Annotated in this window: 18 protein-coding genes; 4 read left to right on the plus strand and 14 right to left on the minus strand. The window is 59.2% G+C overall.

Annotated features, from left to right (window positions below; genetic code table 11):
- Positions 1-41: 41 nt before the first annotated feature.
- The 14 genes from AERO9A_RS21810 to rpmH all read right to left on the minus strand — a co-directional run bounded on the left by AERO9A_RS21810 (position 42) and on the right by rpmH (position 17168).
- Complete coding sequence (locus tag AERO9A_RS21810) at positions 42-911, minus strand: ParB/RepB/Spo0J family partition protein (protein ID WP_159973975.1); 870 nt, start codon at positions 909-911, stop codon at positions 42-44.
- 10 nt (positions 912-921) lie between these two features.
- Positions 922-1710 carry a ParA family protein gene (locus AERO9A_RS21815; protein WP_159973976.1) on the minus strand — a complete coding sequence of 263 codons (789 nt, stop codon included), beginning with the start codon at positions 1708-1710 and terminating at the stop codon, positions 922-924.
- Between the two features lie 11 nt (positions 1711-1721).
- Entirely contained in the window at positions 1722-2369 is a 648-nt protein-coding gene (rsmG, locus tag AERO9A_RS21820; RefSeq protein ID WP_178111199.1) for a 16S rRNA (guanine(527)-N(7))-methyltransferase RsmG, read from the minus strand.
- Positions 2366-4258 carry a tRNA uridine-5-carboxymethylaminomethyl(34) synthesis enzyme MnmG gene (gene mnmG, locus AERO9A_RS21825; protein ID WP_159973978.1) on the minus strand — a complete coding sequence of 631 codons (1893 nt, stop codon included), beginning with the start codon at positions 4256-4258 and terminating at the stop codon, positions 2366-2368. The genes rsmG and mnmG overlap by 4 nt, the downstream gene beginning before the upstream one ends.
- A gap of 804 nt (positions 4259-5062) precedes the next feature.
- Positions 5063-8263, minus strand: coding sequence for a type I restriction endonuclease subunit R (locus AERO9A_RS21830; protein WP_159973979.1), 3201 nt, complete (start codon positions 8261-8263; stop codon positions 5063-5065).
- Entirely contained in the window at positions 8263-9816 is a 1554-nt protein-coding gene (locus AERO9A_RS21835; RefSeq protein WP_159973980.1) for a restriction endonuclease subunit S, read from the minus strand. The genes AERO9A_RS21830 and AERO9A_RS21835 overlap by 1 nt, the downstream gene beginning before the upstream one ends.
- Positions 9813-10226: a nucleotidyltransferase substrate binding protein gene (locus AERO9A_RS21840; RefSeq protein ID WP_159973981.1), complete on the minus strand. Its 414-nt coding sequence runs from the start codon at positions 10224-10226 to the stop codon at positions 9813-9815. Before AERO9A_RS21840 ends, AERO9A_RS21835 begins: the two co-directional genes overlap by 4 nt.
- Positions 10227-10239: 13 nt before the next feature.
- On the minus strand, positions 10240-12048 hold the full coding sequence (locus AERO9A_RS21845) for a class I SAM-dependent DNA methyltransferase (protein ID WP_218580152.1): 1809 nt from the start codon (positions 12046-12048) through the stop codon (positions 10240-10242).
- A gap of 17 nt (positions 12049-12065) precedes the next feature.
- A complete protein-coding gene (locus AERO9A_RS21850) occupies positions 12066-13058 on the minus strand; it encodes a restriction endonuclease (protein ID WP_178111168.1) in 993 nt (330 codons plus the stop codon).
- Positions 13059-13133: 75 nt separating this feature from the next.
- Positions 13134-14501 carry a tRNA uridine-5-carboxymethylaminomethyl(34) synthesis GTPase MnmE gene (mnmE, locus tag AERO9A_RS21855; RefSeq protein WP_159973983.1) on the minus strand — a complete coding sequence of 456 codons (1368 nt, stop codon included), beginning with the start codon at positions 14499-14501 and terminating at the stop codon, positions 13134-13136.
- A gap of 131 nt (positions 14502-14632) precedes the next feature.
- Positions 14633-16375 (minus strand): membrane protein insertase YidC, encoded by a 1743-nt coding sequence (yidC, locus tag AERO9A_RS21860; RefSeq protein ID WP_159973984.1) that lies wholly within the window; start codon positions 16373-16375, stop codon positions 14633-14635.
- A gap of 2 nt (positions 16376-16377) precedes the next feature.
- Entirely contained in the window at positions 16378-16623 is a 246-nt protein-coding gene (gene yidD / locus AERO9A_RS21865) for a membrane protein insertion efficiency factor YidD (RefSeq protein ID WP_159973985.1), read from the minus strand.
- Positions 16616-17017, minus strand: a complete 402-nt coding sequence (rnpA, locus tag AERO9A_RS21870; RefSeq protein ID WP_178111169.1) for a ribonuclease P protein component — start codon at positions 17015-17017, stop codon at positions 16616-16618. The genes yidD and rnpA overlap by 8 nt, the downstream gene beginning before the upstream one ends.
- Positions 17018-17033: 16 nt before the next feature.
- Positions 17034-17168: a 50S ribosomal protein L34 gene (rpmH, locus tag AERO9A_RS21875; RefSeq protein WP_003246698.1), complete on the minus strand. Its 135-nt coding sequence runs from the start codon at positions 17166-17168 to the stop codon at positions 17034-17036.
- Between the two features lie 509 nt (positions 17169-17677).
- Here rpmH and dnaA point away from each other — a divergent pair.
- The 4 genes from dnaA to gyrB are packed head-to-tail and all read left to right on the plus strand — an operon-like array spanning position 17678 to position 23842.
- The gene (gene dnaA, locus AERO9A_RS21880) at positions 17678-19171 is read left to right on the plus strand and encodes a chromosomal replication initiator protein DnaA (RefSeq protein ID WP_159973987.1); all 1494 of its coding nucleotides are present in this window, start codon (positions 17678-17680) and stop codon (positions 19169-19171) included.
- 31 nt (positions 19172-19202) lie between these two features.
- Positions 19203-20306: a DNA polymerase III subunit beta gene (gene dnaN, locus AERO9A_RS21885; protein ID WP_159973988.1), complete on the plus strand. Its 1104-nt coding sequence runs from the start codon at positions 19203-19205 to the stop codon at positions 20304-20306.
- A gap of 7 nt (positions 20307-20313) precedes the next feature.
- Positions 20314-21417 (plus strand): DNA replication/repair protein RecF, encoded by a 1104-nt coding sequence (gene recF / locus AERO9A_RS21890; RefSeq protein WP_159973989.1) that lies wholly within the window; start codon positions 20314-20316, stop codon positions 21415-21417.
- A 4-nt stretch (positions 21418-21421) separates the two neighbouring features.
- Positions 21422-23842 (plus strand): DNA topoisomerase (ATP-hydrolyzing) subunit B, encoded by a 2421-nt coding sequence (gene gyrB, locus AERO9A_RS21895; RefSeq protein WP_159973990.1) that lies wholly within the window; start codon positions 21422-21424, stop codon positions 23840-23842.
- Positions 23843-23901 lie beyond the last annotated feature (59 nt).

Genomic DNA, 23901 nt, shown 5'->3' on the forward strand with positions numbered 1-23901 from the left:
TTTCCGACCATGCGCTACAGGGTCAGGTGTGGCGAATTGTTTCAGCGGATATGCGCGAGTACGCCCTGCAATTCATCGAGGGAGTTGTAGCGGATCACCAGTTGGCCTTTGCCCTTAGCACCGTGTTTTATCTGCACTGGCGAGCCCAGACGCTCTGCCAGGCGCTGTTCCAGGCGGCTAATGTCCGGGTCGGCCTTGGCTTTGGTCGGCGCCGGTTTGGCGGAGAGCCACTGGCGCACCAGGGCTTCGGTCTGACGCACAGTGAGACCACGTGCGACAACGTGTCGCGCAGCTTCGATCTGCTGTTCGAGGGGCAAACCCAGTAATGCACGGGCATGGCCCATTTCCAGGTCGCCATGGGCGAGCAGGGTCTTGATCTCCTCAGGCAGGGCGATCAGGCGCAGCAGATTGGTAATGGTGACACGCGACTTGCCGACGGCATCGGCAACCTGTTGCTGGGTCAGCTCGAATTCCTGCTGCAAGCGCTGCAAGGCGACGGCTTCCTCGATCGGGTTGAGATCCTCGCGCTGGATGTTCTCGATCAGCGCCATGGCGATGGCGGCCTCGTCCGGCAGCTCGCGCACCATGGCCGGGATCTTGTCCTGGCCGGCCAGTTGGCTGGCACGCCAACGACGCTCACCAGCGACAATCTCGAAACGCCCACCACCGATGGGCCGCAGCACGATGGGCTGCATCACACCCTGGGCGCGGATCGAGGCGGCGAGCTCTTCCAGCGCGGTCTGATCCATGTCACGACGCGGCTGGTACTTGCCACGCTGGATCAGTTCCAGCGGCACGTATTGCAGTTCGCGGGTGTCGACCTGGGCGGCCTCTTCCTGCAATGCGCTGACGGTATTGCCGCCTAGCAGGGCGTCCAGACCTCGACCCAGACCTCGTTTCTTCGCAGCCATGCGATGTTCCTTAAGCGGTAGCGGTTTTCGCGGCGGCACGCTGACGGCGTACCAACTCGCCAGCCAAGGCCAGGTAGGCGATGGCTCCACGGGATTGTTTGTCGTAGACCAACGCCGGCATGCCGAAGCTTGGAGCCTCGGCAAGGCGCACGTTACGCGGGATTACGGCGTCGTATAGTTTGTCGCCGAAGTGCTCCTTGAGCTGAGCACTGACATCGTTGGTCAGGCTGATGCGCGGGTCGTACATCGTGCGCAGCAGGCCTTCGATCTGCAAATTAGGATTGAGCAGTGCGCCGATGCGTTGGATGCTGTTGACCAGATCCGACAGCCCTTCGAGTGCGTAGTACTCGCACTGCATGGGGATGATCACGCCATCGGCGGCAACCAGGGCGTTAATGGTCAGCATGTTCAACGACGGCGGGCAGTCGATGAGGATGAAGTCGTAGTTCTCGCGAATTGGCGCCAACGCCGAGCGCAGGCGACTCTCCTTCATGCTCATTTCCAGCAGGGCGACTTCGGCTGCGGTGAGGTCACGGTTGGCCGGCAGTAACTGGTAACCACCATGTTCGGAGAACTGCATGGCTTCGCTCAGGTCGCATTCGCCGATCAGCAGATCGTAGATCGAGTGCTCCAGGCCATGCTTGTCGATGCCGCTGCCCATGGTCGCGTTACCCTGCGGGTCGAGGTCGATCAACAGCACGCGGCGCTTGGTCGCCACCAGAGAAGCAGCCAGGTTGATACACGTCGTGGTTTTACCGACGCCGCCTTTCTGATTGGCGATCGCGAATACCTTGGCCATCTTCATTCCCCTTAGACCGAGCGACGCAGTATCAACAGATGGCGTTGACCTTGGCAACCGGGAACCCGCAGCACATGAGTCGCAGTGAGAGTGAAGTCCGCTGGCAACGCCTGCAGCTCGTCATCCGGGTGTACGCCCTTCATTGCCAGCCACTGGGTGTCACCGTTACCGAGATGGCGCGTCCAGTCGCTGAAGTCCTGCAGGCTGCTGAAGGCCCGTGAGCTGATACCGTCGAACGCCTGCTCAGGTCGATACGTTTCGACCCGGCTGTGGACAACCTCAAGGTTGGCGAGTTTCAGCTCCAGCTTCACCTGAACGAGAAAACGGGTCTTCTTGCCGTTGGAATCCAGCAGCGTGAAACGTCGCTCGGGGAACATGATCGCCAGCGGAATACCGGGCATACCGCCGCCACTGCCGACGTCCAGCCAGTTATCCCCACGCTCGGCGACGAACGGCACCACCGACAAGCTGTCGAGCAGGTGACGTGAAACCATCTCGTCGGGATCACGCACCGCGGTGAGGTTGTAGGCCTTGTTCCACTTGATCAACAGGCCCAGATAGGCGAGCAGTTGCTCCTGCTGCTGGGCGGTAAGTTCTATGCCGAGCTCACGAGCGCCCTGCAGCAGTTCTTCGGCGTGACGTTGAGTAACCGACATCAGGCGCTCTGCTCCAGCTTCTGCCCAGCACTGCGCTTTTTCAGATGAATCAGCAGCAGGGAAATCGCCGCCGGCGTTACGCCAGGAATGCGACCAGCCTGGCCAAGAGTGGCCGGGCGAGTGTTGTTCAGCTTGAACTGGATTTCCTTGGACAGCCCGGAGATGGCGCTGTAGTCCAGATCCTGTGGCAGTTTGGTGTCTTCACTGGCACGCAGCTTGGCGATCTCGTCCTGCTGACGGTCGATATAACCGGCGTACTTGGTCTTGATCTCGACCTGTTCGGCGACCTGGTTATCCACAGCCGGGGCTTCGGTCACTTCAGCCAATGCGGCGTAGTCGATCTCCGGGCGAGCCAGCAGATTGAGCAGGTTGTATTCATGCGCCAACGGCGTGCCGAAGCGTGCAGCGATGGCATCGCCCTGCGGCGTGCCCGGACGCACCCAGGTGCTCTTCAGGCGCTGTTCTTCCTGCGCAATGCCTTCGCGCTTGGCTTCGAAGGCGGCCCAGCGCTCATCATCCACCAGGCCCAGCTCGCGGCCTTTCTCGGTCAAACGCAGGTCGGCGTTGTCCTCGCGCAGGATCAACCGGTATTCGGCACGCGAGGTGAACATGCGGTACGGCTCCTGAGTGCCGAGCGTAATCAGGTCATCAACCAGCACGCCGATATAGGCCTCATCACGACGCGGACACCAGGGCTCTTTGCCTTGGGCACGCAGGGCGGCGTTGCACCCGGCTAGCAGGCCTTGCGCACCGGCCTCTTCGTAACCCGTGGTGCCATTGATCTGGCCGGCGAAGAACAGCCCGCCAATTACTTTGGTTTCCAGGCTGTACTTGAGGTCGCGTGGGTCGAAGTAGTCGTATTCGATGGCATAACCGGGACGCATGATGTGCGCGTTCTCCATGCCGCGAATGCTACGCACCACCTGCAGTTGCACATCGAACGGCAGCGACGTGGAGATGCCATTGGGGTACAGCTCATGAGTGGTCAGGCCTTCCGGCTCGATGAACACCTGATGGCTGTCTTTGTCGGCGAAGCGATGGATCTTGTCTTCGATCGACGGGCAGTAGCGCGGGCCGACGCCCTCGATCACGCCGGAGTACATCGGCGAACGGTCGAGGTTGGCGGCGATGATCTCGTGAGTACGGGCGTTGGTGTGGGTAATCCAGCAACTGATTTGTTGCGGCTGATGCTCACGCTTGCCGAGGAATGACATCAACGGCGTCGGCGTATCACCTGGCTGCTCGGTCATCACCGAGAAATCCACACTGCGCCCATCGATGCGTGGTGGAGTGCCGGTTTTCAAGCGACCAACGCGCAGCGGCAATTCACGCAGACGATGAGCCAAGGCGATGGAAGGCGGATCGCCTGCACGGCCACCGGAGTAGTTCTGCAGGCCAATGTGGATAAGTCCACCGAGGAACGTGCCTGTGGTCAACACCACGGAGTCCGCATGGAACCTGAGCCCCATCTGGGTAACCACGCCTTTGACCTCGCTGTTTTCCACAATCAGGTCATCGGCTGCCTGTTGAAAAATCCACAGGTTCGATTGGTTTTCCAGAATTTCGCGCACCGCTGCCTTGTACAGAATGCGGTCAGCCTGGGCACGCGTTGCGCGAACGGCCGGGCCTTTGCGGCTGTTGAGAATACGGAATTGGATGCCACCTTTGTCGGTAGCCGTGGCCATGGCTCCGCCGAGTGCATCGATTTCTTTGACCAGATGGCTCTTGCCGATACCGCCGATAGCCGGATTGCAGCTCATCTGGCCAAGGGTCTCGACATTGTGGGTAAGCAGCAGGGTCTTCACGCCCATGCGTGCTGCAGCTAGAGCTGCTTCGGTACCGGCATGACCGCCGCCGATCACGATCACGTCAAAACGGGAAGGGAAATCCACCACGCACCTCGTGCCTGTTGAGAAGGGGGTTTTCAGAAAGGCGGCAAGTATAGGGACTTCGTTGTCTTGAATGAAGCCTTCTGCACAAAAAATAGCCAACCGGTCAGCTCTGACCTGCCTCACGAAGCTCGCACCTGATCACCCTCTGCTCTGCGAGAAATACGTTCAGGCTTATAAAGAATAGAAAGAGAGAATTTTTATAAAGCTTGTTCTTTATGTTTATGTATATAGCCATGCCTTTCTGTGGATAAAGCTCTGTATCCCTTGCTGTTATTGGTGTACAGCGAATGATAAGCCTGTGTCGTTCCTGCTCGTTTCCACTGAGAAAGCTGCTGAACCACTGTGGATGGAAGTGCCAGTTACCCACAGGCATGGTTACGCCCAGCTTTGTCATAGGGTTATGGGCAGGGTTCAGGGGCGGTTTTCCACAGGGTTTATTTGGGCCTGAATAACTCAACGAAATGCGTGGTTGGCGTTGATCGACATGAGCTTTGCGCATGCCTGGAGAGCCTGCCGACTACAGGAAGTGGGCAATCGCACGCTCATTTCGTGGCAACGTCGGTTAGCGGGGGTAGCCGTTGATGAACAAGTCTGCTCGTTTGAGATGCCGCTGTACTGCTTCGCGAACGGAACGCGGCCTGGTACGCCCCACGGACAGCAGGAGTGGATTTATCCGCGATAGGGTTGGGCACCGTAGACAGTAGGCATCGCGAATGAATTCGCGCCTACAAGGAGCTGTGGATAAGCATGTCGAGCAACCGGCATCATTGCGATGCCGGTTATGCACAGCAGATGTTCTGCGAGCTACATGGAGCCCGCATAGCCGGGCAGCGTCCAGGTGGACGAGAGCTGTTCGGCCTGTTGCAGCACGGTTTGTACCGCTGCGTCCTGCAGGTCTGGCGGGTAGCCGTAGTGGCGCAGGATGCGTTTGACCAATACGCGCATGCGCGCACGGGCCGCATCACGGCGCGCCCAATCCACCGACAGGTTGTCCTTGAGCTTTACCAGCAGCTCATGGGCAATCAGCTTGAGCTTGTCATCACCGAGCACCTGCAGCGCTGAATCGTTATCCGCCAGGGCATCGTAGAAGGCGATTTCATCGGGGCTCAGGCCTTGCTCTTCACCACGCGCACGGGCGGCGCGGATGTCCTTGGCAATCTTGATCAGCTCCTGCAGCACCTCGGCGGTGGTGATGGCGTTGGCGTGGTAGCGGGCGATGGCTTCTTCCAGGCGCTGAGAGAACGCCTTGGTCTGCACCACGTTGCTCTGGCTGCGTGAGCGGATGCCGTCGTTGAGCAGCTTGCGCAGGGCTTCCAGGGCCAGGTTCTTCTTCTCCATCTGCTGCACTTCGGCGAGGAACTCGTCGGAGAGAATGGAAATGTCCGGTGACTGGATGCCGGCGGCCTTGAGGATATCCACAATCTCGGTGGACACCACGGCGCGGCTGACGATCTGGCGGATGGCCAGGTCGCGCTCCTGCGAGGTCAGCCCCGAGCCGCTCGCGCTCTTGAGTAGCGCCTCGCGGATGGCCTGGAAGAAACCGACTTCCTCACGGATGGCCACGCCCTGATCCGAGGCTGCAGACAGCGCATAGGCCTTGGACAGGGCCAGCACGGCATCCTGGTAGCGGCGGTGTGCGGCCTTTTTGCCTTCCTCGGTGGTTGCGGCGGCGGCCCATTGCTGCTGCTTGTCGAGAATCCACTCGATAGCACCGGCCATCATCGCCAGGCGCTCCTGCGGTGTGCCGTGCAGCGCACTGAGGTAATCGAAGCCGTGGTACATGGCGCGCACCACCTCGTAGCGCTCCAGCAATTGCGCGATGGCCTGGGCCTCGTTGATGCCGGTGTTCTCCTTGTCCCGTGGCGAATACTGCGCCAGGGCAGATTTGAGGTTCTGCGCGATGCCGATGTAGTCGACGATCAGCCCCGCCGGCTTGTCGCGGAATACGCGGTTGACGCGGGCGATGGCCTGCATCAGGCCGTGGCCCTTCATGGGTTTGTCCACATACAGGGTGTGCATGCACGGCGCGTCGAAGCCGGTCAGCCACATGTCACGCACGATCACCAGTTTCAGCGGGTCGCGTGGATCCTTGGCGCGACGGGCCAGGGCATCGCGGCGGGCTTTGTTGCCGATATGCACCTGCCATGAGCTGTCGTCGCTGGCGGTGCCGGTCATCACCACCTTGACCACGCCCTGGGCATCGTCGTCGCTGTGCCAGTCCGGGCGCAGGGCTATGATGGCGTTGTACAGATCCACGCAGATTTCGCGGCTCATGCACACTGCCATGGCCTTGCCATCCAGCGCGGCGAGGCGTTGTTCCAGGTGGCTGACCAGATCCTGGGCGATCAGTGCCAGGCGCTTTTCGCTGCCCACCAGGCGCTCCACGGCAGCGGCGCGGCCCTTGAGCTTTTCCTTTTCGTCGCTATCGGTGCCCTCGAACAGCGCCTCGATTTCATCATCGAGGGTGGGCTTCTCGTCTTCGTTCAGTTCGATGCGTGCCAGGCGCGATTCGTAGTAGATCGGCACGGTGGCGCCGTCTTCCACCGCGCGGCTGATGTCGTAAACATCGATGTATTTACCGAACAGCGCCGGCGTATTCACATCGGCGGCCTCGATGGGGGTGCCGGTAAAGCCGATGAACGAGGCATTGGGCAAGGCGTCGCGCATGTACTTGGCGAAGCCGTAGGAGATGTCGCCGGTTTTCCTGTCCATCTTGGCTTTCAGACCGTACTGGCTGCGGTGCGCCTCGTCGGCGATGACCACCACGTTATCGCGCAGGGTCAGCGGCTCGGCCACCTCGCCGAACTTCTGCAGGGTGGTGAAGATCACCCCGCCACTGGCGCGGGCCAGCAGGCGCTGCAAATCCTCGCGGCTCTCGGCCTGCACCGGCGTCTGGCGGATCAGCTCCTTGCACATGGCGAAGGTGGCGAACAGTTGATCGTCCAGGTCGTTACGGTCGGTGAGCACCACCAGCGTCGGGTTGTGCATGGCCGGGTGCTGCACCAGGCGCCCGGCGTAGAAGGCCATCAACAGGCTCTTGCCGCTGCCCTGGGTATGCCAGATCACCCCAGCCTTGCGGTCGCCGCGCGGCTGCTCGCGCACGCTGGGCAAGCCGTAATGGGCCGGGTCTTCGGTCTGGCCGCTGAAGGTGGCGCGGATGGTCGAGGCCAGCGCCAGGTTGACCGCGTGGTACTGGTGGTAACCGGCGATGATCTTTACCAGCCCCTGGCCGGTTTCACCGAAGGCGGTGAACCAGCGCAACAGGTCGAGAAAGCGCCGTGGCTCGAACACGCCTTCGATCAGCGTCGGCAGTTCCGGCTGGCCCTTGGGCAGAATCTGCGTGCCGTCGAGGGTACGCCAGGGCATGAAGCGCTCCAGATCGGCGGACAACGAGCCGATGCGCGCGGCGATGCCATCGGAGGTGACCAGCACGGCGTTGCTGCGAAATAGCGCGGCGATCTGCTGCTTGTAGGTCTGCAACTGGTTGAAGGCACCGAGCATATTGGCCCCGGCACTGCCTGGCGCCTTCAGCTCGATCACCACCAGCGGCAGGCCGTTGACGAACAGCACCACATCCGGCCGGCGCTTGTGCGTGCCGCTGATCACCACCAACTGGCGCACCGCCAGCCAGTCGTTATTGGCGGGGTTGTCGAAATCCAGCACACGCACCTTGCCGGCGGTGAGCTGGCCGTCGGCGGCGAAGTATTCGACGTCTACGCCCTCGATCAGCAGGTGATGGATACGACGGTTTTCTTCCAGCAGGTTGGGCAGCTCGTGCTGGGTCAGCTTGCGCACGGCCTCCTGGCGTGGCTCGTCCGGCAAATGCGGGTTGAGGCGGGCCACGGCGCTTTCCAGGCGCTGCTGGAGGATGACCTGATCATGGCTATCGCGCTCCGGCGTCTTGCCGTCGGGGCCGATCAGCTCATCGCCGGTAGCCGACCAGCCCAGCGCGGCGAGCTGCTCGATCAGCCCCTGTTCGATTGCGGCTTCGGATAGAAAAGCCATCAGGCCGTCTCCGCCAGGCGTTCGGCGTCCTTGATACGCACTTCACCGGAAATCAGTTTGGGCAGCAGGGTGTCGCGTAGTTGGACTAGGGCTTGGGTCGACTCTGCATTGGCTTTGATACTTTTAAACAATGGAGAAACACTTTTTGCAAATGCCAGCCATACATCTGGATTATCCGGATAGGCAATCTTGAACTGGGCAATCGATTCCGCTTGCACGCGCTGACGTCCTGATGTGCCTGTCATGCTTTGGATTGCATGGTTACGGAATGCTTTATCCCTTGCCAGCAAATAAGCATATTCTGCTGGCACCGGATTTACCGGGCGCATAACGATAAATTCGGTAGATCCCCAGGCAAGAGTATTTTCAGGTAAGCATTGAATAAAAGCCGTTTTCCCATTTTCCAAACATGGAGTAATGCGCGCTAGCAACGTATCTCCGTTGCGAAAACGCATGCCACTGCTGTATTCCCTTAAAATCGGAGGTTCTGGCCAGCTACCAACGGTTGGAAGTGCTGCCATATCAAGGTAAGGCGAAAGCATTCCTTTTCGCAGGGGCTCTGTTGGGTTGAACTCAATCAATTTACTGACTGGTTCCCAAGACCATTTCTTAGGAATTGGCTTTAGTTCTGACTCCTGCATGCCGTGCGCTGAAACAGCGTCAAAATTGACGAACCACGAATTGAACAGGCTGCGGGCCATGGCTTCCAGTGTTTCGTTCATCCGCCGGTTGATTTCGATTCTGTCGTCGAGCGTGCCGAGGATATGGGCAATGGCGTGCTGTTCTTTAAGAGGCCTCATTGGAATCTGCAATGCTTCGAGGACAGGGATGCGAAGATTGCTTACGGTAGATCCAGTTCCCTCATTCCATCCGATTTGATGCTGAACACTTTCTGATTGCAGTGCATAAAGAACGTAGCGTGAATTAGCAATCTTTGGGTCTGGTCGTAGTAATACTTGTCGTTGTCCGAGGCAACACTCCAACCCATTTGGAATCATGCAGACTTCGCCCATTGGTGCTTCGCGTGTAATCACGATATCGCCAGAGGATGGCTTAGCACGACGATTACGCCCGATAAAATGGGTTTCATCTGTGAACGAAGGTGATGACAAGTCAAGCTTGCCATTTTTTATATTCTGGTTACGAAGAACTATGAAGCCGGAGTCAGTCCATGCAGGAGTGCTATGCGGGCAGTCGACAATTAGTGAGCAAATCGTATTTAACGATTGCGTTAGGAGAGAATTAGCTTCCTGCACCACCACTCGATCCTTCTCGATAATCTTCCTAAACGTCTCACTGGTTTCCGCCCAATCGACGATATCCACCTTCCACGGCAAGTCCGATTCGGAAAAGTCTTCGGCCAGGGCGGCGCTGGTGGCCAGCGGTAGCGGGCTGTCGGTGATGATGGCCAGATCCAGGTCGGAATATTCCTTGGCCGTCCATTTGGCGCGTGAGCCAAAGGCCCACACGGCATATTGCGGCACATGGCGCTGGAGAATGTCGCGGACGATGGCCCAGTGGTCGGGGCGAATGTCGATCTGGGGTTCGCTCACGCTTGGGCATCCTGCAACTGTTCGAGGAGGTAGGTCGCTTCGCGCTGGAAGTCGGGAATGCTGGCCACCACTTCCACGGCAATGGCTTCATCGTAGGTGTGGCTGGTCTTGGCACGCATATCGCGAAAGCGCCGCCAGTGTTGCCAGTCGCTGAGCAGCAGGCCGCGTTCGTTGCCGCTGCGGATCAAGTCGGCAAAGCTGATGCCGTCCAGCTCGCTGGGGCTTGCCGAGGTGGCTTCGAGGTGGCGCTTGAGCATCTTGTGGCTGATTTCATAGGTGAACTCGAAGCGCTGGATCAGACCATCGCGGATCTGCGTATCGCTGATGTCCTGCTGGTAGCGCTTCCAGCCTTCGTCCAGGCGTTCGATGGCGCGCTGCAGTGGGGTCAGGTCGAGGGTTTCGTCTGCCATGCTGGGCCTCCGCTCAGAATCCGAGGGCTTTGAGGTTGTGCTCGATGGCGGCATCGAGCTTGGCGGCCTGGGCCTGTTGTTCGCGCCATTGCGCGGCCAGGCGTTGCATCTTCTGCTCGAAAGGCTCGCCGTCTTCTGCCTGCGCGGCCGCGCCGACATAGCGCCCCGGTGTGAGTACGTGGCCATGCTTGCGCACCTCGTCGAGGGAGGCAGCCTTGCAGAAGCCGGGAATGTCGGCGTAGGGGCCGGCATCCGCTTCGCCGCGCCAGGCGTGGTAGGTGGCGGCGATTCTGGCCACGTCGTTGTCGTGCAGTTCACGGCGGGTGCGGTCGACCAGGGCGCCCATGTTGCGCGCGTCGATAAACAGGATTTCGCCACGGCGATCGCGCAGTTTGCTGTTCTTCACCAGGCCGTTGCTGCGATCCTTGGCCAGTATCCACAGGCAGGCGGGGATCTGCGTGGAGTAAAACAGTTGCCCCGGCAGGGCGACCATGCAGTCGATCACGCCGGCTTCGATCATGGCCTGGCGAATCTCACCTTCGCCGCTCTGCTGGCTGCTCATCGAGCCGTTGGCCAGCACCACGCCGGCAAAGCCGTGGGGGCTGAGGTGGTGGAGGATGTGCTGCAGCCAGGCGTAGTTGGCATTGCCGGCGGGCGGCGTACCGTAGGCCCAGCGCACGTCGTCACGCAGGCGTTCGCCGCCCCAGTCGGAGATGTTGAACGGTGGGTTGGCGAGGATGAAGTCGGCCTTGAGGTCGCGCAGTTCGTCCTTGTGGAAGCTGCCTTCGTTGTTCCAGCGGATGTCGCTGTCGATGCCGCGCACGGCCAGGTTCATCTTGCACAGGCGCCAGGTGGTGTAGTTGCTTTCCTGGCCGTAGATGGCGATGTCGCCGATGCGCCCGCCGTGTTCGTCGACGAACTTTTCGCTCTGCACGAACATGCCGCCGCTGCCGCAGCAGGGGTCGTAGATGCGGCCCTTGTAGGGTTCGAGCATTTCCACCAGGGTGCGTACCACGCTGCGCGGGGTGTAGAACTCGCCACCGCGCTTGCCTTCGGCGCCGGCGAACTGGCCGAGGAAGTATTCGTAGACGCGGCCGAGCACGTCCTTGGATTTGTCGCCTTTTTCGTTGAGGGCGATGCCGGAGATGAGGTCGATCAGCTCGCCGAGCATGACTTTGTTCAGCGCCGGGCGGGCGTAATCCTTGGGCAGCACGCCTTTGAGCGATTCGTTGTCCTTCTCGATGGCGCGCATGGCGTCGTCGATCAGGGTGCCGATGCTGCTTTGCTTGGCGTTGGCCTGCAGGTGCGACCAGCGTGCTTCACGGGGCACCCAGAAGATGGTGTCGGCGAGGTATTCGTCCTTGTCTTCGGCGGCTTGCGGGTCTTCTTCGAGCAGCTCTTTATGACGTGTCTCGAAGGCGTCGGAGATGTACTTGAGGAAGATCAGGCCGAGGGCGACGTGCTTGTAATCGCTGGGTTCCATGTTGCCGCGTAGCTTGTCGGCGGTTTTCCACAGCTTGTCGGCGTAGTCCAGTTCAGTCACCGGTGCGGGTTTGGTGTCTGCGCTTTGCGGCGCTGCGGCTTTGACCGGTGCGCTGGGTTTGGGCGCTGCCGGGGCTGCAGTGGCTTCACTCAGGGCGACCGAACCGCCTCGGCCACGGCCCGTGCGGATGCGGCCTTCGTCGAGCAGGTGTTGTTTGATGCGCTGGTAGGTGCTGTCTTGCCAGCCGATGGCTTCCTGCAGGCGCTGGTTGCCCGCGCTGCCGCCAAGCGAGGCGAGGGTGGCCAGGAAGCGTTCGGTCTGTTGTTCGGTGCTGTTCACGGTGCAGTTCCTTGGGCTCAAGCGGGCCAGTAGAGGCGCTTGAGTGGGACGAGACGTTTGGTTTCGGCGTCGGTGGCGTCGTAGTGTTCGATGAGGGTGCGTACCACGTGGTCGAGTGTCCACATGGCCAGGGGGATTGGAGCGCGGTCGGCTTCGTACTGGGCATCCTTGCTGAAACCGCCGGTGCTGACGTAAAGACCACGATCATCCTTGTGCCGACCCCCGAGGAAGCTGCGGATTTCCTGACTGCCCATCTTGCCGTTGCGGTGCTTGACCTCGACGACGATGCGCGGGTGCTCGAAACCAAAACCATCAGGTGAGGCGACGATGTCTTTGCCACGATCCGGGCCGCGTGGTGATACCTCGGTCTTGTAGCCCATGGCGCGGAGGATGCCGGCCACTAGTTGCTGCATGTCTTCCCAATCCAGCTCGTTGACTCGATCCTTGATGCGCTCTAGTGCCTGCGATTCGATATCGGCCAGAGGGTCAGCGATGACTTCTTCTGTTTCATCCTCTTTTACGGCAGCGGGCTTGCCCTTGAGCGCTGCCAGCACGTCGGCGACTGCTTTGGCAGGCACTTCGAACAAGGTCAGAGTCGAGCCGAGGCTGTTCTTGGTGGCCGTACCGAGGCTGTCACGCGCCAGTTCCTGGGTTTGCCATTGCACCTTGCGCACCAGCGCCATGCCTTGTTCGGCCGTTTGCGGTTGGTGTTCGGCTGGGCCTGTTACCTTGCCGACGGCGTACAGGCGGTTGGCGGGCGAGTAAGTGATGATCCAATCACCCGGCTGTATTTCGTTGACGAAACGCCAGACCTGGGAGGCACCAGAGATCACCCGGCCTTGCTTGGCTTGGGGATCCATGGATTGGTACAAGGCAATCAACTGTTTGCGGCTAACGCCTGGCTTGGCCTGTGCAGCCAACTGGCTCCAGCCGATGGCGGCGACGCCGTGCTCGCGGAAAGCTTCATACAGGCTGCCGCCTTCACCGCGTACCATCCACATCCGTGTCACAGGAACCTCGCAGATTTCACAGTCAGAGGGGAATCAGGCGCTCTACTTTACGGGAGTGCGCGGCTGCATCAAGTTTCACTTGCCGATGCAGAAGCTGGAGAAGATCCGCCCGAGCAGGTCGTCGCTGCTGAAAGCGCCGGTGATCTCGCCTAGGGCCTGTTGGGCCATGCGCAGATCCTCGGCCAGCAGCTCGCCGGCGCCCATCAGGGTGAGCTGGTTGCGACCGTGTTCGAGGTATTGCTCGGCCTGGTGCAGCGCCTCCAGGTGGCGGCGGCGGGCGCTGAAGCCGCTTTCGGCGGTCTGTTGATACCCCATGCAGGCTTTCAGGTGTTCGCGCAGCAGTTCCAGGCCACCGGCAGATTTGGCCGAGAGGCTGAGGGTGACGTGGCCATCGGCGCTGGTTTTCAGCCCGACCGTCTCGCCGGATAGATCAGCCTTATTGCGAATCAGGGTGACCCGCGCCGGATCGGGGCGCTGTTCGAGGAATTCAGGCCAGAGGGCGAAGGGGTCGGCGGCTTCCGGCGCAGTGGAGTCCACCACCAGCAGCACGCGATCTGCCTCGCTGATGGCCTTGAGGGCACGCTCCACGCCGATGCGCTCCACCTGGTCGTCGGTGTCGCGCAGGCCGGCAGTGTCGACTACGTGCAGGGGCATGCCGTCGATGTGGATATGTTCGCGCAGCACGTCACGGGTGGTGCCGGCGATGTCGGTGACGATGGCCGCTTCGCGCCCGGCTAGAGCATTGAGCAGGCTGGACTTGCCGGCATTGGGCCGACCAGCAATTACTACGGTCATACCGTCGCGCAGCAAGGCGCCCTGCCCCGCTTCGCGCAGCACTGTGGATAAGTCGGCGCGCACGTTGTCGAGTTGGCTCAGTACATGGCCATCGGCGAGAAAATCAATTTCTTCTTCTGGGAAGTCGATGGCCGCTTCGACGTAGATGCGCAGTTGAATCAACGATTCGGTCAGCGCATGCACGCGCTTGGAGAACTCGCCCTGCAGCGAGCGCAGGGCATTGCGCGCGGCCTGTTCGGAGCTGGCTTCGATCAGGTCGGCAATGGCTTCGGCCTGGGCCAGGTCGAGCTTGTCGTTGAGAAAGGCGCGCTCACTGAATTCGCCAGGGCGAGCCAGGCGTGCACCCAATTCCAGACAGCGGCGCAGCAGCAGGTCGAGCACCACCGGGCCGCCATGGCCTTGCAGCTCCAGCACGTCTTCGCCGGTGAAGGAGTTGGGGCCGGGAAAGTAGATGGCCAGGCCTTCGTCCAGGGTCAGTTGCTGATCGGCGTAGAACGCACCGTGGTGGGCGAAGCGCGGCTTGAGTTCACGGCGGCATATGGCCTGAGCCAGTTGTCCAGCCAGTGGGCCGGACACCCGCACGATGCCCACCCCCCCCCGTCCCTGGGCAGTGGCGACGGCGGCGATGGTGTCTCGGGTGTGGTTCATGGCGTTCTACTCGCTACTGGGGGCGGTCGTAGGGGCAAATCATCGCGAATGAATTCGCTCCTACAGGGGAGACGGATAGCAAAACGCCCCAATCATGGGGCGTTTGCGTGATGCTTTGAAGCCTTGTCGAATCAGGCGTTGGCCGATTTCGTAGCGGCTTCGATCTTGCGGGTAATGTACCACTGCTGGGCGATGGACAAGCAGTTGTTAACCACCCAGTACAGCACCAGACCCGCCGGGAACCACAGGAAGAAGAAGGTGAAGATAATCGGCATCAGCTTCATCACGCGCGCCTGCATGGGGTCCGGCGGCGTCGGGTTGAGCTGCTGCTGGATGAACATGGTTGCACCCATGATGATCGGCAGGATGAAGAACGGATCCTTGATCGACAGGTCTGTGATCCACAGCAGCCAGGGCGCTTGGCGCATTTCCACGGATTCCAGCAGTACCCAGTAGAGCGCGAGGAATACTGGCATCTGTACGAGGATCGGCAAGCAGCCACCCAGAGGGTTGATCTTCTCTTTCTTGTACAGCTCCATCATCGCCTGGGACATCTTCTGGCGATCATCACCGAACTGTTCCTTCAGCGCCTGCAACTTCGGCGAAACGGCGCGCATGCGTGCCATGGAGCGGTAGCTGGCGGCGGACAGCGGGAAGAAGATGCCTTTGATGATGACGGTCAGGAAGATGATCGACCAACCCCAGTTACCGATCAGGCCGTGAATCACTTCCAGCAGCCAGAAGATTGGTTGGGCGAGGAACCACAACACGCCATAGTCGACGGTCAACTCAAGACCCGGCGAGAGGCTGCCGAGGTATTCCTGCATTTTGGGGCCGGCATAGAGCACTGCGCCGGTTTCACCTTTGGCTCCTGCTGCAACCTGCACGGCTGAACTGGTGAAGCCGACGATGTAGTTGCCTTGGCTGTCCTTGCGGGTCTGAATCTGGTTGCTGCTGTCTTTGGATGGCACCCAGGCGGTGACGAAGTAGTGCTGCAGCCAGGCAACCCAGCCACCTTGTACGGTTTCCTTGAAGCTGTGCTTGTCGATGTCTTTCATCGACAGCTTCTTGTAAGGCTCGTCCGGGGTCCAGACGGCAGCGCCCAAGTAAGTGGCGGTGCCAGTGGCTGTGGTCGAGGACGGGTCACCGCTGTTGTCGCGTTTGAGCTGGGCGAACAGGTTGCCGCTCCAGGCTTGGTCACTTTGGTTATCGATCAGATAGCGTACGTCGACCTGATAGGAGGACGGATCGATGCAGCCTGGTTTCTTCAACTGCTGTTCACGCGCCGAGCACTGTGGGTTTAGACCGCGCTTGAAGCTGTAGCGTTTGATGTAGCTGACGCCGTTCTCGCTGTAGGTGAGATCGACTACCAGTTTGTCCTGGCCTTCGGCCAGTTCATAGAGCTTCTTCTCGCTGTTCCACAGGGCACGACCGCTGGATTTGTCCGGTGCGTTCTGGCCAATCAGGCCGCTCTGTGCCAGGTACGTGCGCTCGCCACCGTTATCGAACAACTGGAAGGGAACGTCTGGGCGGTCCTGCCGACGTGGGTACTGCGGCAGGCGCAGTTGCACTACATCACCGCCGCGCGGATCGATGGCCAGCTCAAGAACATCGGTCTTGACGCGAATCAGCTCATCACTGCTGGCTGGCGTTGCGGCAACGGCGGCAGCGCTGGGATCTGCCACTGCGCTTGGGATGTCGTCACTGCTGCTTTGTGCGCTACTCGGTGCATCCGGCAGGCTGGGGGTAGCTGCTGGGCTGGACTGAGTCTGCTCCGGCAGAGCGGCCTGGCCGTAGTCCTGGTTCCATTGCAGGACCATCAGATAGGACACGACTGCCAGGGCGACGATCAGGATCGAACGTTGGATATCCATGATTATTCGGCCATCGAAGGGGAACGGGATGTTTTCGCGGGAGGAACCGGATCAAAGCCGCCGGCATTCCAGGGATGGCAGCGGCCTAGCCGACGCGCAGTCAGCCAGCCACCACGAACGAGGCCATGTTGCTCGATGGCTTCGTAGGCATAGCAGGAACAACTCGGGTAAAAGCGACAGTGGCTGGCCATCAGAGGGCTGATGGCGTAGCGATAGACCTGAATGCAGGCGAGGGCCACTTTACGCATGAGGTTGGTCGCTTGTCCCGGTGGGCGCATTAGCGTCACGGTTTGGGCGATTGCGAGCCAAGCGCTTCCAGAGCTTGTCGAACTGCTTGGCAAGTTCGGCATTTTCCAGATCGCCGAGGCCTTTACGCGCGACTACAACGATATCCCAGCCACTCAGGTGATCCTGATTCAGGCGAAAGGATTCGCGAATCTGACGCTTTATGCGGTTGCGCTCGACAGCAAGCTTGACGCTCTTTTTGCCGATCACCAGACCAAGGCGGGGATGATCGAGCTCACTGTCGCGCACCAGCAGCAGGACATTTTTGCCCGGCGCTTTACCGCTAGGGGAGTCGAAGACTGCCTTGAATTGCCGGGGAGTCAGCAGTCGCTTTTCCCGGCCGAAGCCTCGACTCACCACCTGTCTGGATGAGTTAGACAGTCAGACGCTTACGGCCTTTGGCGCGACGACGCGACAGGACGGCACGGCCGTTCTTGGTAGCCATACGGGCACGGAAACCGTGGGTGCGAGCGCGCTTGATGGTGCTGGGTTGGAAAGTGCGTTTCATGGTGCGTTACCTGGGTGATCGACTAGGGCCGGTATGGCCCCCGTTTTAAGAGACCGGCGATTGTAGAGAAAGCCGTTGAGTAGGTCAATTTCCAACCAACCTTTTGTCTGACTAATAGAAAGAAGAGAAGAAAGTCTTTTAAAGATCTTTTTCTATTCTTGTAATGATTAGTCATCTGCTGGGCTGTGGATAAAGCTCTCAAGGCCCTGCCAACCGAGGTCTGTGGGTAATGATAAAGCTGTCCACAATAGGTGTTTTGATTGTGCGCGTCCTGCGTATAGCTTGAGGGTAAGTAGGTCTTTTACTCACAGCCGACTTGGTCACAGCGTTTTCCCTGGGTTTATCCATATGGTTATTGGAGCGTTATCCACAGTGTTTAAGTCTTTTGCGAGTCATCGTTAAAGCATTGATTTTAAATGGCCATTATTCTTCTGGGGTGTGGATAACTCAGCCGCTGGAGGCTACAATGGACGCTTGTTTCTTATCGCCGCTTTGGTAGGGGATAGTCAGTGTCAGTGGAACTATGGCAGCAATGCGTTGAGCTCTTGCGCGACGAATTGCCGGCCCAGCAATTCAACACCTGGATCCGTCCTCTACAGGTCGAGGCTGAAGGCGACGAGCTGCGTGTCTACGCGCCGAATCGTTTCGTGCTCGATTGGGTCAATGACAAGTATCTGAGCCGCTTGCTCGAACTGCTCGGCGAGCGCGCTAATGGCCTGGTACCTGCGCTTTCCTTATTAATAGGGAGTAAACGTGCATCGACTCCACGCGTAGCGCCAACGGCGCCACGCCCTGCCGTTGCCCGCACCGCCCAGCCAGTGCAGCCTAATCTGGCTGCACATAAGCCTGCTCCACCGCCTGTTCAGGAAGAGCCATCGCGGGCCAGTTTCGATTCCATGGCCGGTGCCACTCCGCAACCACCCGTTCCCGCCGTCGCGCCACGAACCGAGCGCAACGTGCAGGTCGAAGGTGGCCTCAAGCACACCAGCTACCTTAACCGGACCTTTACCTTCGATAACTTCGTCGAGGGTAAGTCGAACCAGTTGGCGCGTGCTGCTGCCTGGCAGGTGGCGGATAACCCCAAGCACGGATACAACCCGCTGTTCCTTTATGGTGGTGTTGGTTTGGGTAAGACCCACTTGATGCATGCGGTGGGCAATCACTTGCTGGCGAAGAATCCAAACGCCAAGGTCGTTTATCTGCATTCCGAGCGTTTCGTAGCCGACATGGTCAAGGCGCTGCAGCTTAATGCGATCAACGAATTCAAGCGTTTCTATCGTTCGGTCGATGCGCTGTTGATCGATGACATCCAGTTTTTCGCCAAGAAAGAGCGCTCCCAGGAAGAGTTTTTCCACACCTTCAATGCGTTGCTTGAAGGTGGTCAGCAGGTGATTCTCACCAGTGACCGTTATCCGAAAGAGATCGAAGGTCTCGAAGAGCGCCTGAAATCGCGTTTTGGCTGGGGTTTGACCGTAGCAGTTGAGCCGCCGGAGTTGGAAACGCGCGTGGCGATCCTGATGAAGAAAGCTGATCAGGCCAAGATCGATCTGCCTCATGACGCGGCGTTCTTCATTGCCCAGCGTATTCGTTCCAACGTGCGTGAGTTGGAAGGCGCGTTGAAACGGGTTATCGCTCACTCACACTTTATGGGCCGCGATATCACCATCGAATTGATCCGTGAGTCGCTCAAGGATCTTTTGGCCCTACAGGACAAGTTGGTCAGTATCGACAACATTCAGCGCACTACGGCGGAATACTACAAGATCAAGATTACTGATCTGTTGTCCAAACGTCGTTCGCGCTCAATCGCCCGCCCGCGCCAGGTGGCTATGGCGTTGTCCAAGGAATTGACCAATCACAGCCTGCCGGAAATCGGTGTGGCCTTCGGCGGTCGCGATCACACAACTGTATTGCACGCATGCCGTAAGATTGCTGAACTTAGGGGATCCGACGCGGACATCCGCGAGGACTACAAGAACCTGCTGCGCACCCTGACTACTTGATTCGCAGCTCCACGAGGCAAGGGACTAGACCATGCATTTCACCATTCAACGCGAAGCCCTGTTGAAACCCCTGCAACTGGTCGCCGGTGTCGTGGAACGACGCCAGACGTTGCCGGTTCTGTCCAACGTCCTGCTGGTGGTCGAAGGCCAGCAGCTATCGCTGACCGGTACCGACCTGGAGGTCGAACTGGTTGGTCGCGTCACGCTGGAAGATGCCGCCGAACCGGGCGAGATCACCGTACCGGCGCGTAAGCTGATGGACATTTGCAAGAGCCTGCCAGGTGATGCCGTGATCGATATTCGTGTCGATGACCAGAAGCTGTTGGTCAAGGCTGGTCGCAGCCGCTTCACGCTGTCGACGCTGCCTGCGAATGACTTCCCTACTGTTGAGGAAGGTCCGGGGTCGCTGACCTTCAACCTGCCGCAAGCCAAACTGCGCCGCCTGATCGAGCGCACCAGCTTCGCCATGGCTCAGCAGGACGTACGCTACTACCTCAATGGTATGTTGCTGGAAGTGCAAAGCGGTCTGCTGCGCGCCGTCGCAACCGACGGTCACCGCCTGGCCATGTGCTCGATGGAAGCCTCTATCCAGCAGGATGGCAAGCATCAGGTTATCGTGCCGCGCAAAGGTATTTTGGAGCTGGCTCGCTTGCTCACTGAGCAGGATGCTGAAGTCGCTGTCGTTCTGGGTCAGCACCACATTCGTGCTAACACCGGCGAGTTCACCTTCACCTCCAAGCTGGTTGATGGCAAATTTCCGGATTACGAGCGTGTGCTGCCACGTGGCGGTGACAAGCTGGTACTGGCGGATCGTCAGGGCTTGCGCGAAGCGTTCAGCCGTACTGCAATTCTCTCCAACGAGAAGTACCGTGGTATTCGCCTGACCCTAGCTTCCGGCCTGCTGAAAATTCAGGCCAATAACCCGGAGCAGGAAGAGGCCGAAGAAGAAATCGTTGTCGATTACAACGGTGGTGGGTTGGAAATCGGTTTCAACGTCAGCTACCTGCTGGATGTATTGAGCGTGATGGGTACCGAGCAGGTGCGTCTGATCCTCTCTGACTCCAACAGTAGTGCCCTGCTACAAGAAGCCGATAACGACGATTCCGCTTACGTTGTAATGCCGATGAGGCTCTAAGCCTCTAATGTCCCTCAGTCGTATCATGGTCACCGCGGTGCGTAACCTGCACCCGGTGACACTCTCCCCCTCTCCCCGCATCAACATCCTTCATGGCGCCAATGGTAGCGGCAAGACCAGTGTGCTGGAGGCCGTCCATCTCTTGGGCCTCGCCCGTTCTTTTCGCAGCACTCGTCTGCAGCCAGTCATTCATTACGAACAGCCAGGCTGTACTGTTTTCGGTCAGGTTCAATTGTCCGAAGGCGGTTCCAGCAATCTGGGTATTTCGCGTGATCGCCAGGGTGAATTGCAAATTCGTATCGACGGGCAAAACGCACGTAGCGCTGCTCAACTTGCAGACTTATTACCGCTGCAATTGATAAATCCAGACAGCTTTCGTCTTCTGGAGGGAGCTCCGAAGATTCGTCGGCAGTTCCTCGATTGGGGTGTGTTCCACGTGGAACATCGCTTTCTCGGGGCTTGGCAGAGGCTGCAGAAGGCCCTGCGGCAGCGGAACTCATGGCTGCGGCATGGTACACTTGACGGTGCTTCGCAGGCTGCCTGGGACCGCGAATTGTGCAATGCCAGCCAGGAAATCGACAGCTATCGCAGGGCATATATTCAGGCCCTGAAGCCGGTATTCGAGCGAGTTCTGGGCGAGCTTTTGCAGTTGGAGGGGCTCACCCTGAGCTACTACCGGGGGTGGGATAAGGAGCGTGAACTGAGTGACGTGCTCAGCTCTTCTCTATTGCGTGACCAGCAACTCGGGCATACCCAAGCTGGACCACAGCGAGCCGATTTGCGTTTGCGTCTTGCGGGGCATAACGCGGCAGAGGTCTTGTCGCGAGGACAACAGAAATTAGTGGTGTGTGCTTTACGCATTGCCCAAGGCCACCTGGTCAACGACGCCAAGCGTGGCCAATGTATCTATCTAGTGGACGACCTACCGTCGGAGCTGGATGAACAGCATAGACAGGCACTGTGCCGGTTGCTGGAAGATTTGCGCTGCCAGGTGTTCATCACCTGTGTAGATCATGAATTGTTGAGGGAAGGCTGGCAGACGGATACGCCGGTTGCCATGTTCCACGTGGAACATGGCCGTATCACCCAGACCCAATACCATCGGGAGTGAAGGCATGAGCGAAAACCAAACGTACGACTCCTCTAGCATCAAGGTGCTGAAAGGATTGGATGCCGTACGCAAACGTCCCGGTATGTACATCGGTGACACTGACGATGGTAGTGGTCTGCACCACATGGTGTTCGAGGTGGTCGACAACTCGATCGACGAAGCCCTGGCAGGTTACTGCAGTGAAATCACCATCACTATCCACCCAGATGAGTCGATCAGTGTGCGTGATAATGGACGTGGTATCCCGGTCGATATGCACAAGGAAGAAGGCGTCTCGGCAGCCGAGGTCATCATGACCGTGCTGCACGCCGGTGGTAAGTTCGACGACAACAGCTACAAGGTATCCGGTGGCCTGCACGGCGTGGGTGTCTCTGTTGTTAACGCCCTCTCCAAAGAGCTGGTGCTGACTATTCGCCGTAGCGGCAAGATCTGGGAGCAGACCTACGTTCATGGCGTCCCGCAAGCGCCGCTAGCTGCTGTTGGTGATACCGAAGGCACCGGTACGCAGATCCACTTCAAGCCTTCCGAAGAGACCTTCGCCAACATTCACTTCAGTTGGGACATCCTGGCTAAGCGTCTGCGCGAACTGTCCTTTCTTAACTCTGGTGTGGGCATTCTGTTGCGTGATGAGCGCACAGGCAAGGAGGAGCTGTTCAAGTACGAAGGTGGTCTGAAGGCCTTCGTCGAGTTCCTCAATACCAACAAGACCGTGGTGAATCAGGTATTCCACTTCAATATCCAGCGCGAAGAAGACGGCGTTGGCGTGGAAGTGGCCCTGCAGTGGAACGACAGCTTCAACGAGAACATCCTCTGCTTCACCAACAACATCCCTCAGCGTGACGGCGGTACTCACCTGGCTGGCTTCCGCTCTGCCCTCACCCGCCACCTGAACAACTACATCGAGCAGGAAGGCCTGGCCAAGAAATTTAAGGTCAGCACCACAGGTGATGATGCCCGTGAAGGCCTGACCGCGATCATTTCGGTCAAAGTACCGGATCCAAAATTCAGCTCGCAGACCAAGGACAAGCTGGTTTCCAGTGAGGTGAAAACCGCCGTCGAACAGGAAATGGGCAAGTACTTCGCCGACTTCCTGCTGGAGAATCCCAACGAAGCCAAGGCCGTGGTCGGCAAGATGATCGACGCTGCCCGTGCCCGTGAAGCCGCGCGCAAAGCGCGTGAGATGACTCGCCGCAAGGGCGCCCTGGACATTGCTGGCCTGCCCGGCAAACTGGCGGACTGCCAGGAAAAAGACCCGGCGCTGTCCGAACTCTACATAGTGGAGGGTGACTCCGCGGGCGGTTCTGCCAAACAGGGCCGCAATCGCAAGACCCAGGCGATCCTGCCGCTCAAGGGCAAGATCCTCAACGTCGAGAAAGCACGCTTCGACAAGATGCTCTCCTCCCAGGAAGTGGGCACCCTGATCACCGCGCTGGGCTGCGGCATCGGGCGTGAGGAGTACAACATCGACAAGCTGCGTTACCACAACATCATCATCATGACCGATGCTGATGTCGACGGTTCGCACATCCGTACTCTGCTGCTGACCTTCTTCTTCCGTCAGTTGCCGGAGCTGATCGAACGTGGCTACGTCTACATCGCTCAGCCGCCTCTGTACAAGGTCAAGAAGGGCAAGCAGGAGCAGTACATCAAGGACGACGAGGCCATGGATGAATACATGACCCAGTCGGCCCTGGAAGACGCTAGCCTGCACGTCAACGAGAACGCACCGGGCCTGTCCGGTGGCGCGCTGGAGAAACTGGTTGGCGACTATCGCCGAGTGATGAAGACCTTGGATCGACTGTCGCGTGTCTATCCGAAGGAAATTACCGAGCACTTCGTCTACCTGCCGAGCATTGGCCTCGAACAACTGGCCGACCACGCCGGCATGCAGGCCTGGTTGGAGCGCTTCAGCGCGCGTCTGAAGGCCACTGAGAAGTCCGGCCAGACCTACACCGTCAGCCTGCGTGAAGACCACGAGCGCCACGTCTGGCTGCCTGAGGTCGAGATCAAGGCGCACGGCCTTTCCAGCTACACCACCTTCAACCGCGATTTCTTCGCCAGCAATGACTACAAGACGGTCACTACCCTCGGCGACCAACTGAATAATTTGTTGGAAGAAGGTGCCTATGTGCAGCGCGGTGAGCGCAAGAAGCCGGTTAGCACCTTCAAGGAAGCTTTGGAGTGGTTGATGCACGAAAGCACCAAGCGCCACAGCGTGCAGCGATACAAAGGTCTTGGTGAGATGAACCCGGAGCAACTGTGGGAAACCACTATGGACCCGGAAGTGCGTCGCATGCTCAAGGTGACGATTGAAGACGCCATCGCCGCCGACCAGATCTTCAACACCCTGATGGGCGATGCCGTGGAGCCGCGCCGCGACTTCATCGAATCCAACGCCCTGGCGGTGTCGAACCTGGACTTCTGATACGCCAAGTGCGGCATCCATGAAGTACCCAACCCCGGCCTGAGTGCCGGGGTTTTTCT

Origin of the sequence: Pseudomonas sp. 8Z (genome assembly GCF_902506535.1) — a bacterium.
GTDB lineage: Bacteria > Pseudomonadota > Gammaproteobacteria > Pseudomonadales > Pseudomonadaceae > Aquipseudomonas.

Coding starts and splice junctions, on each gene's coding strand:
- AERO9A_RS21840 (WP_159973981.1), bottom strand. CDS start 10,226: ATGGCAGACGAAACCCTCGACCTGACCCCACTGCAGCGCGCCATCGAA.
- AERO9A_RS21815 (WP_159973976.1), bottom strand. CDS start 1,710: ATGGCCAAGGTATTCGCGATCGCCAATCAGAAAGGCGGCGTCGGTAAA.
- rpmH (WP_003246698.1), bottom strand. CDS start 17,168: ATGAAACGCACTTTCCAACCCAGCACCATCAAGCGCGCTCGCACCCAC.
- AERO9A_RS21810 (WP_159973975.1), bottom strand. CDS start 911: ATGGCTGCGAAGAAACGAGGTCTGGGTCGAGGTCTGGACGCCCTGCTA.
- AERO9A_RS21830 (WP_159973979.1), bottom strand. CDS start 8,263: ATGGCTTTTCTATCCGAAGCCGCAATCGAACAGGGGCTGATCGAGCAG.
- dnaN (WP_159973988.1), top strand. CDS start 19,203: ATGCATTTCACCATTCAACGCGAAGCCCTGTTGAAACCCCTGCAACTG.
- yidC (WP_159973984.1), bottom strand. CDS start 16,375: ATGGATATCCAACGTTCGATCCTGATCGTCGCCCTGGCAGTCGTGTCC.
- yidD (WP_159973985.1), bottom strand. CDS start 16,623: ATGCGTAAAGTGGCCCTCGCCTGCATTCAGGTCTATCGCTACGCCATC.
- gyrB (WP_159973990.1), top strand. CDS start 21,422: ATGAGCGAAAACCAAACGTACGACTCCTCTAGCATCAAGGTGCTGAAA.
- recF (WP_159973989.1), top strand. CDS start 20,314: ATGTCCCTCAGTCGTATCATGGTCACCGCGGTGCGTAACCTGCACCCG.
- mnmE (WP_159973983.1), bottom strand. CDS start 14,501: ATGAACCACACCCGAGACACCATCGCCGCCGTCGCCACTGCCCAGGGA.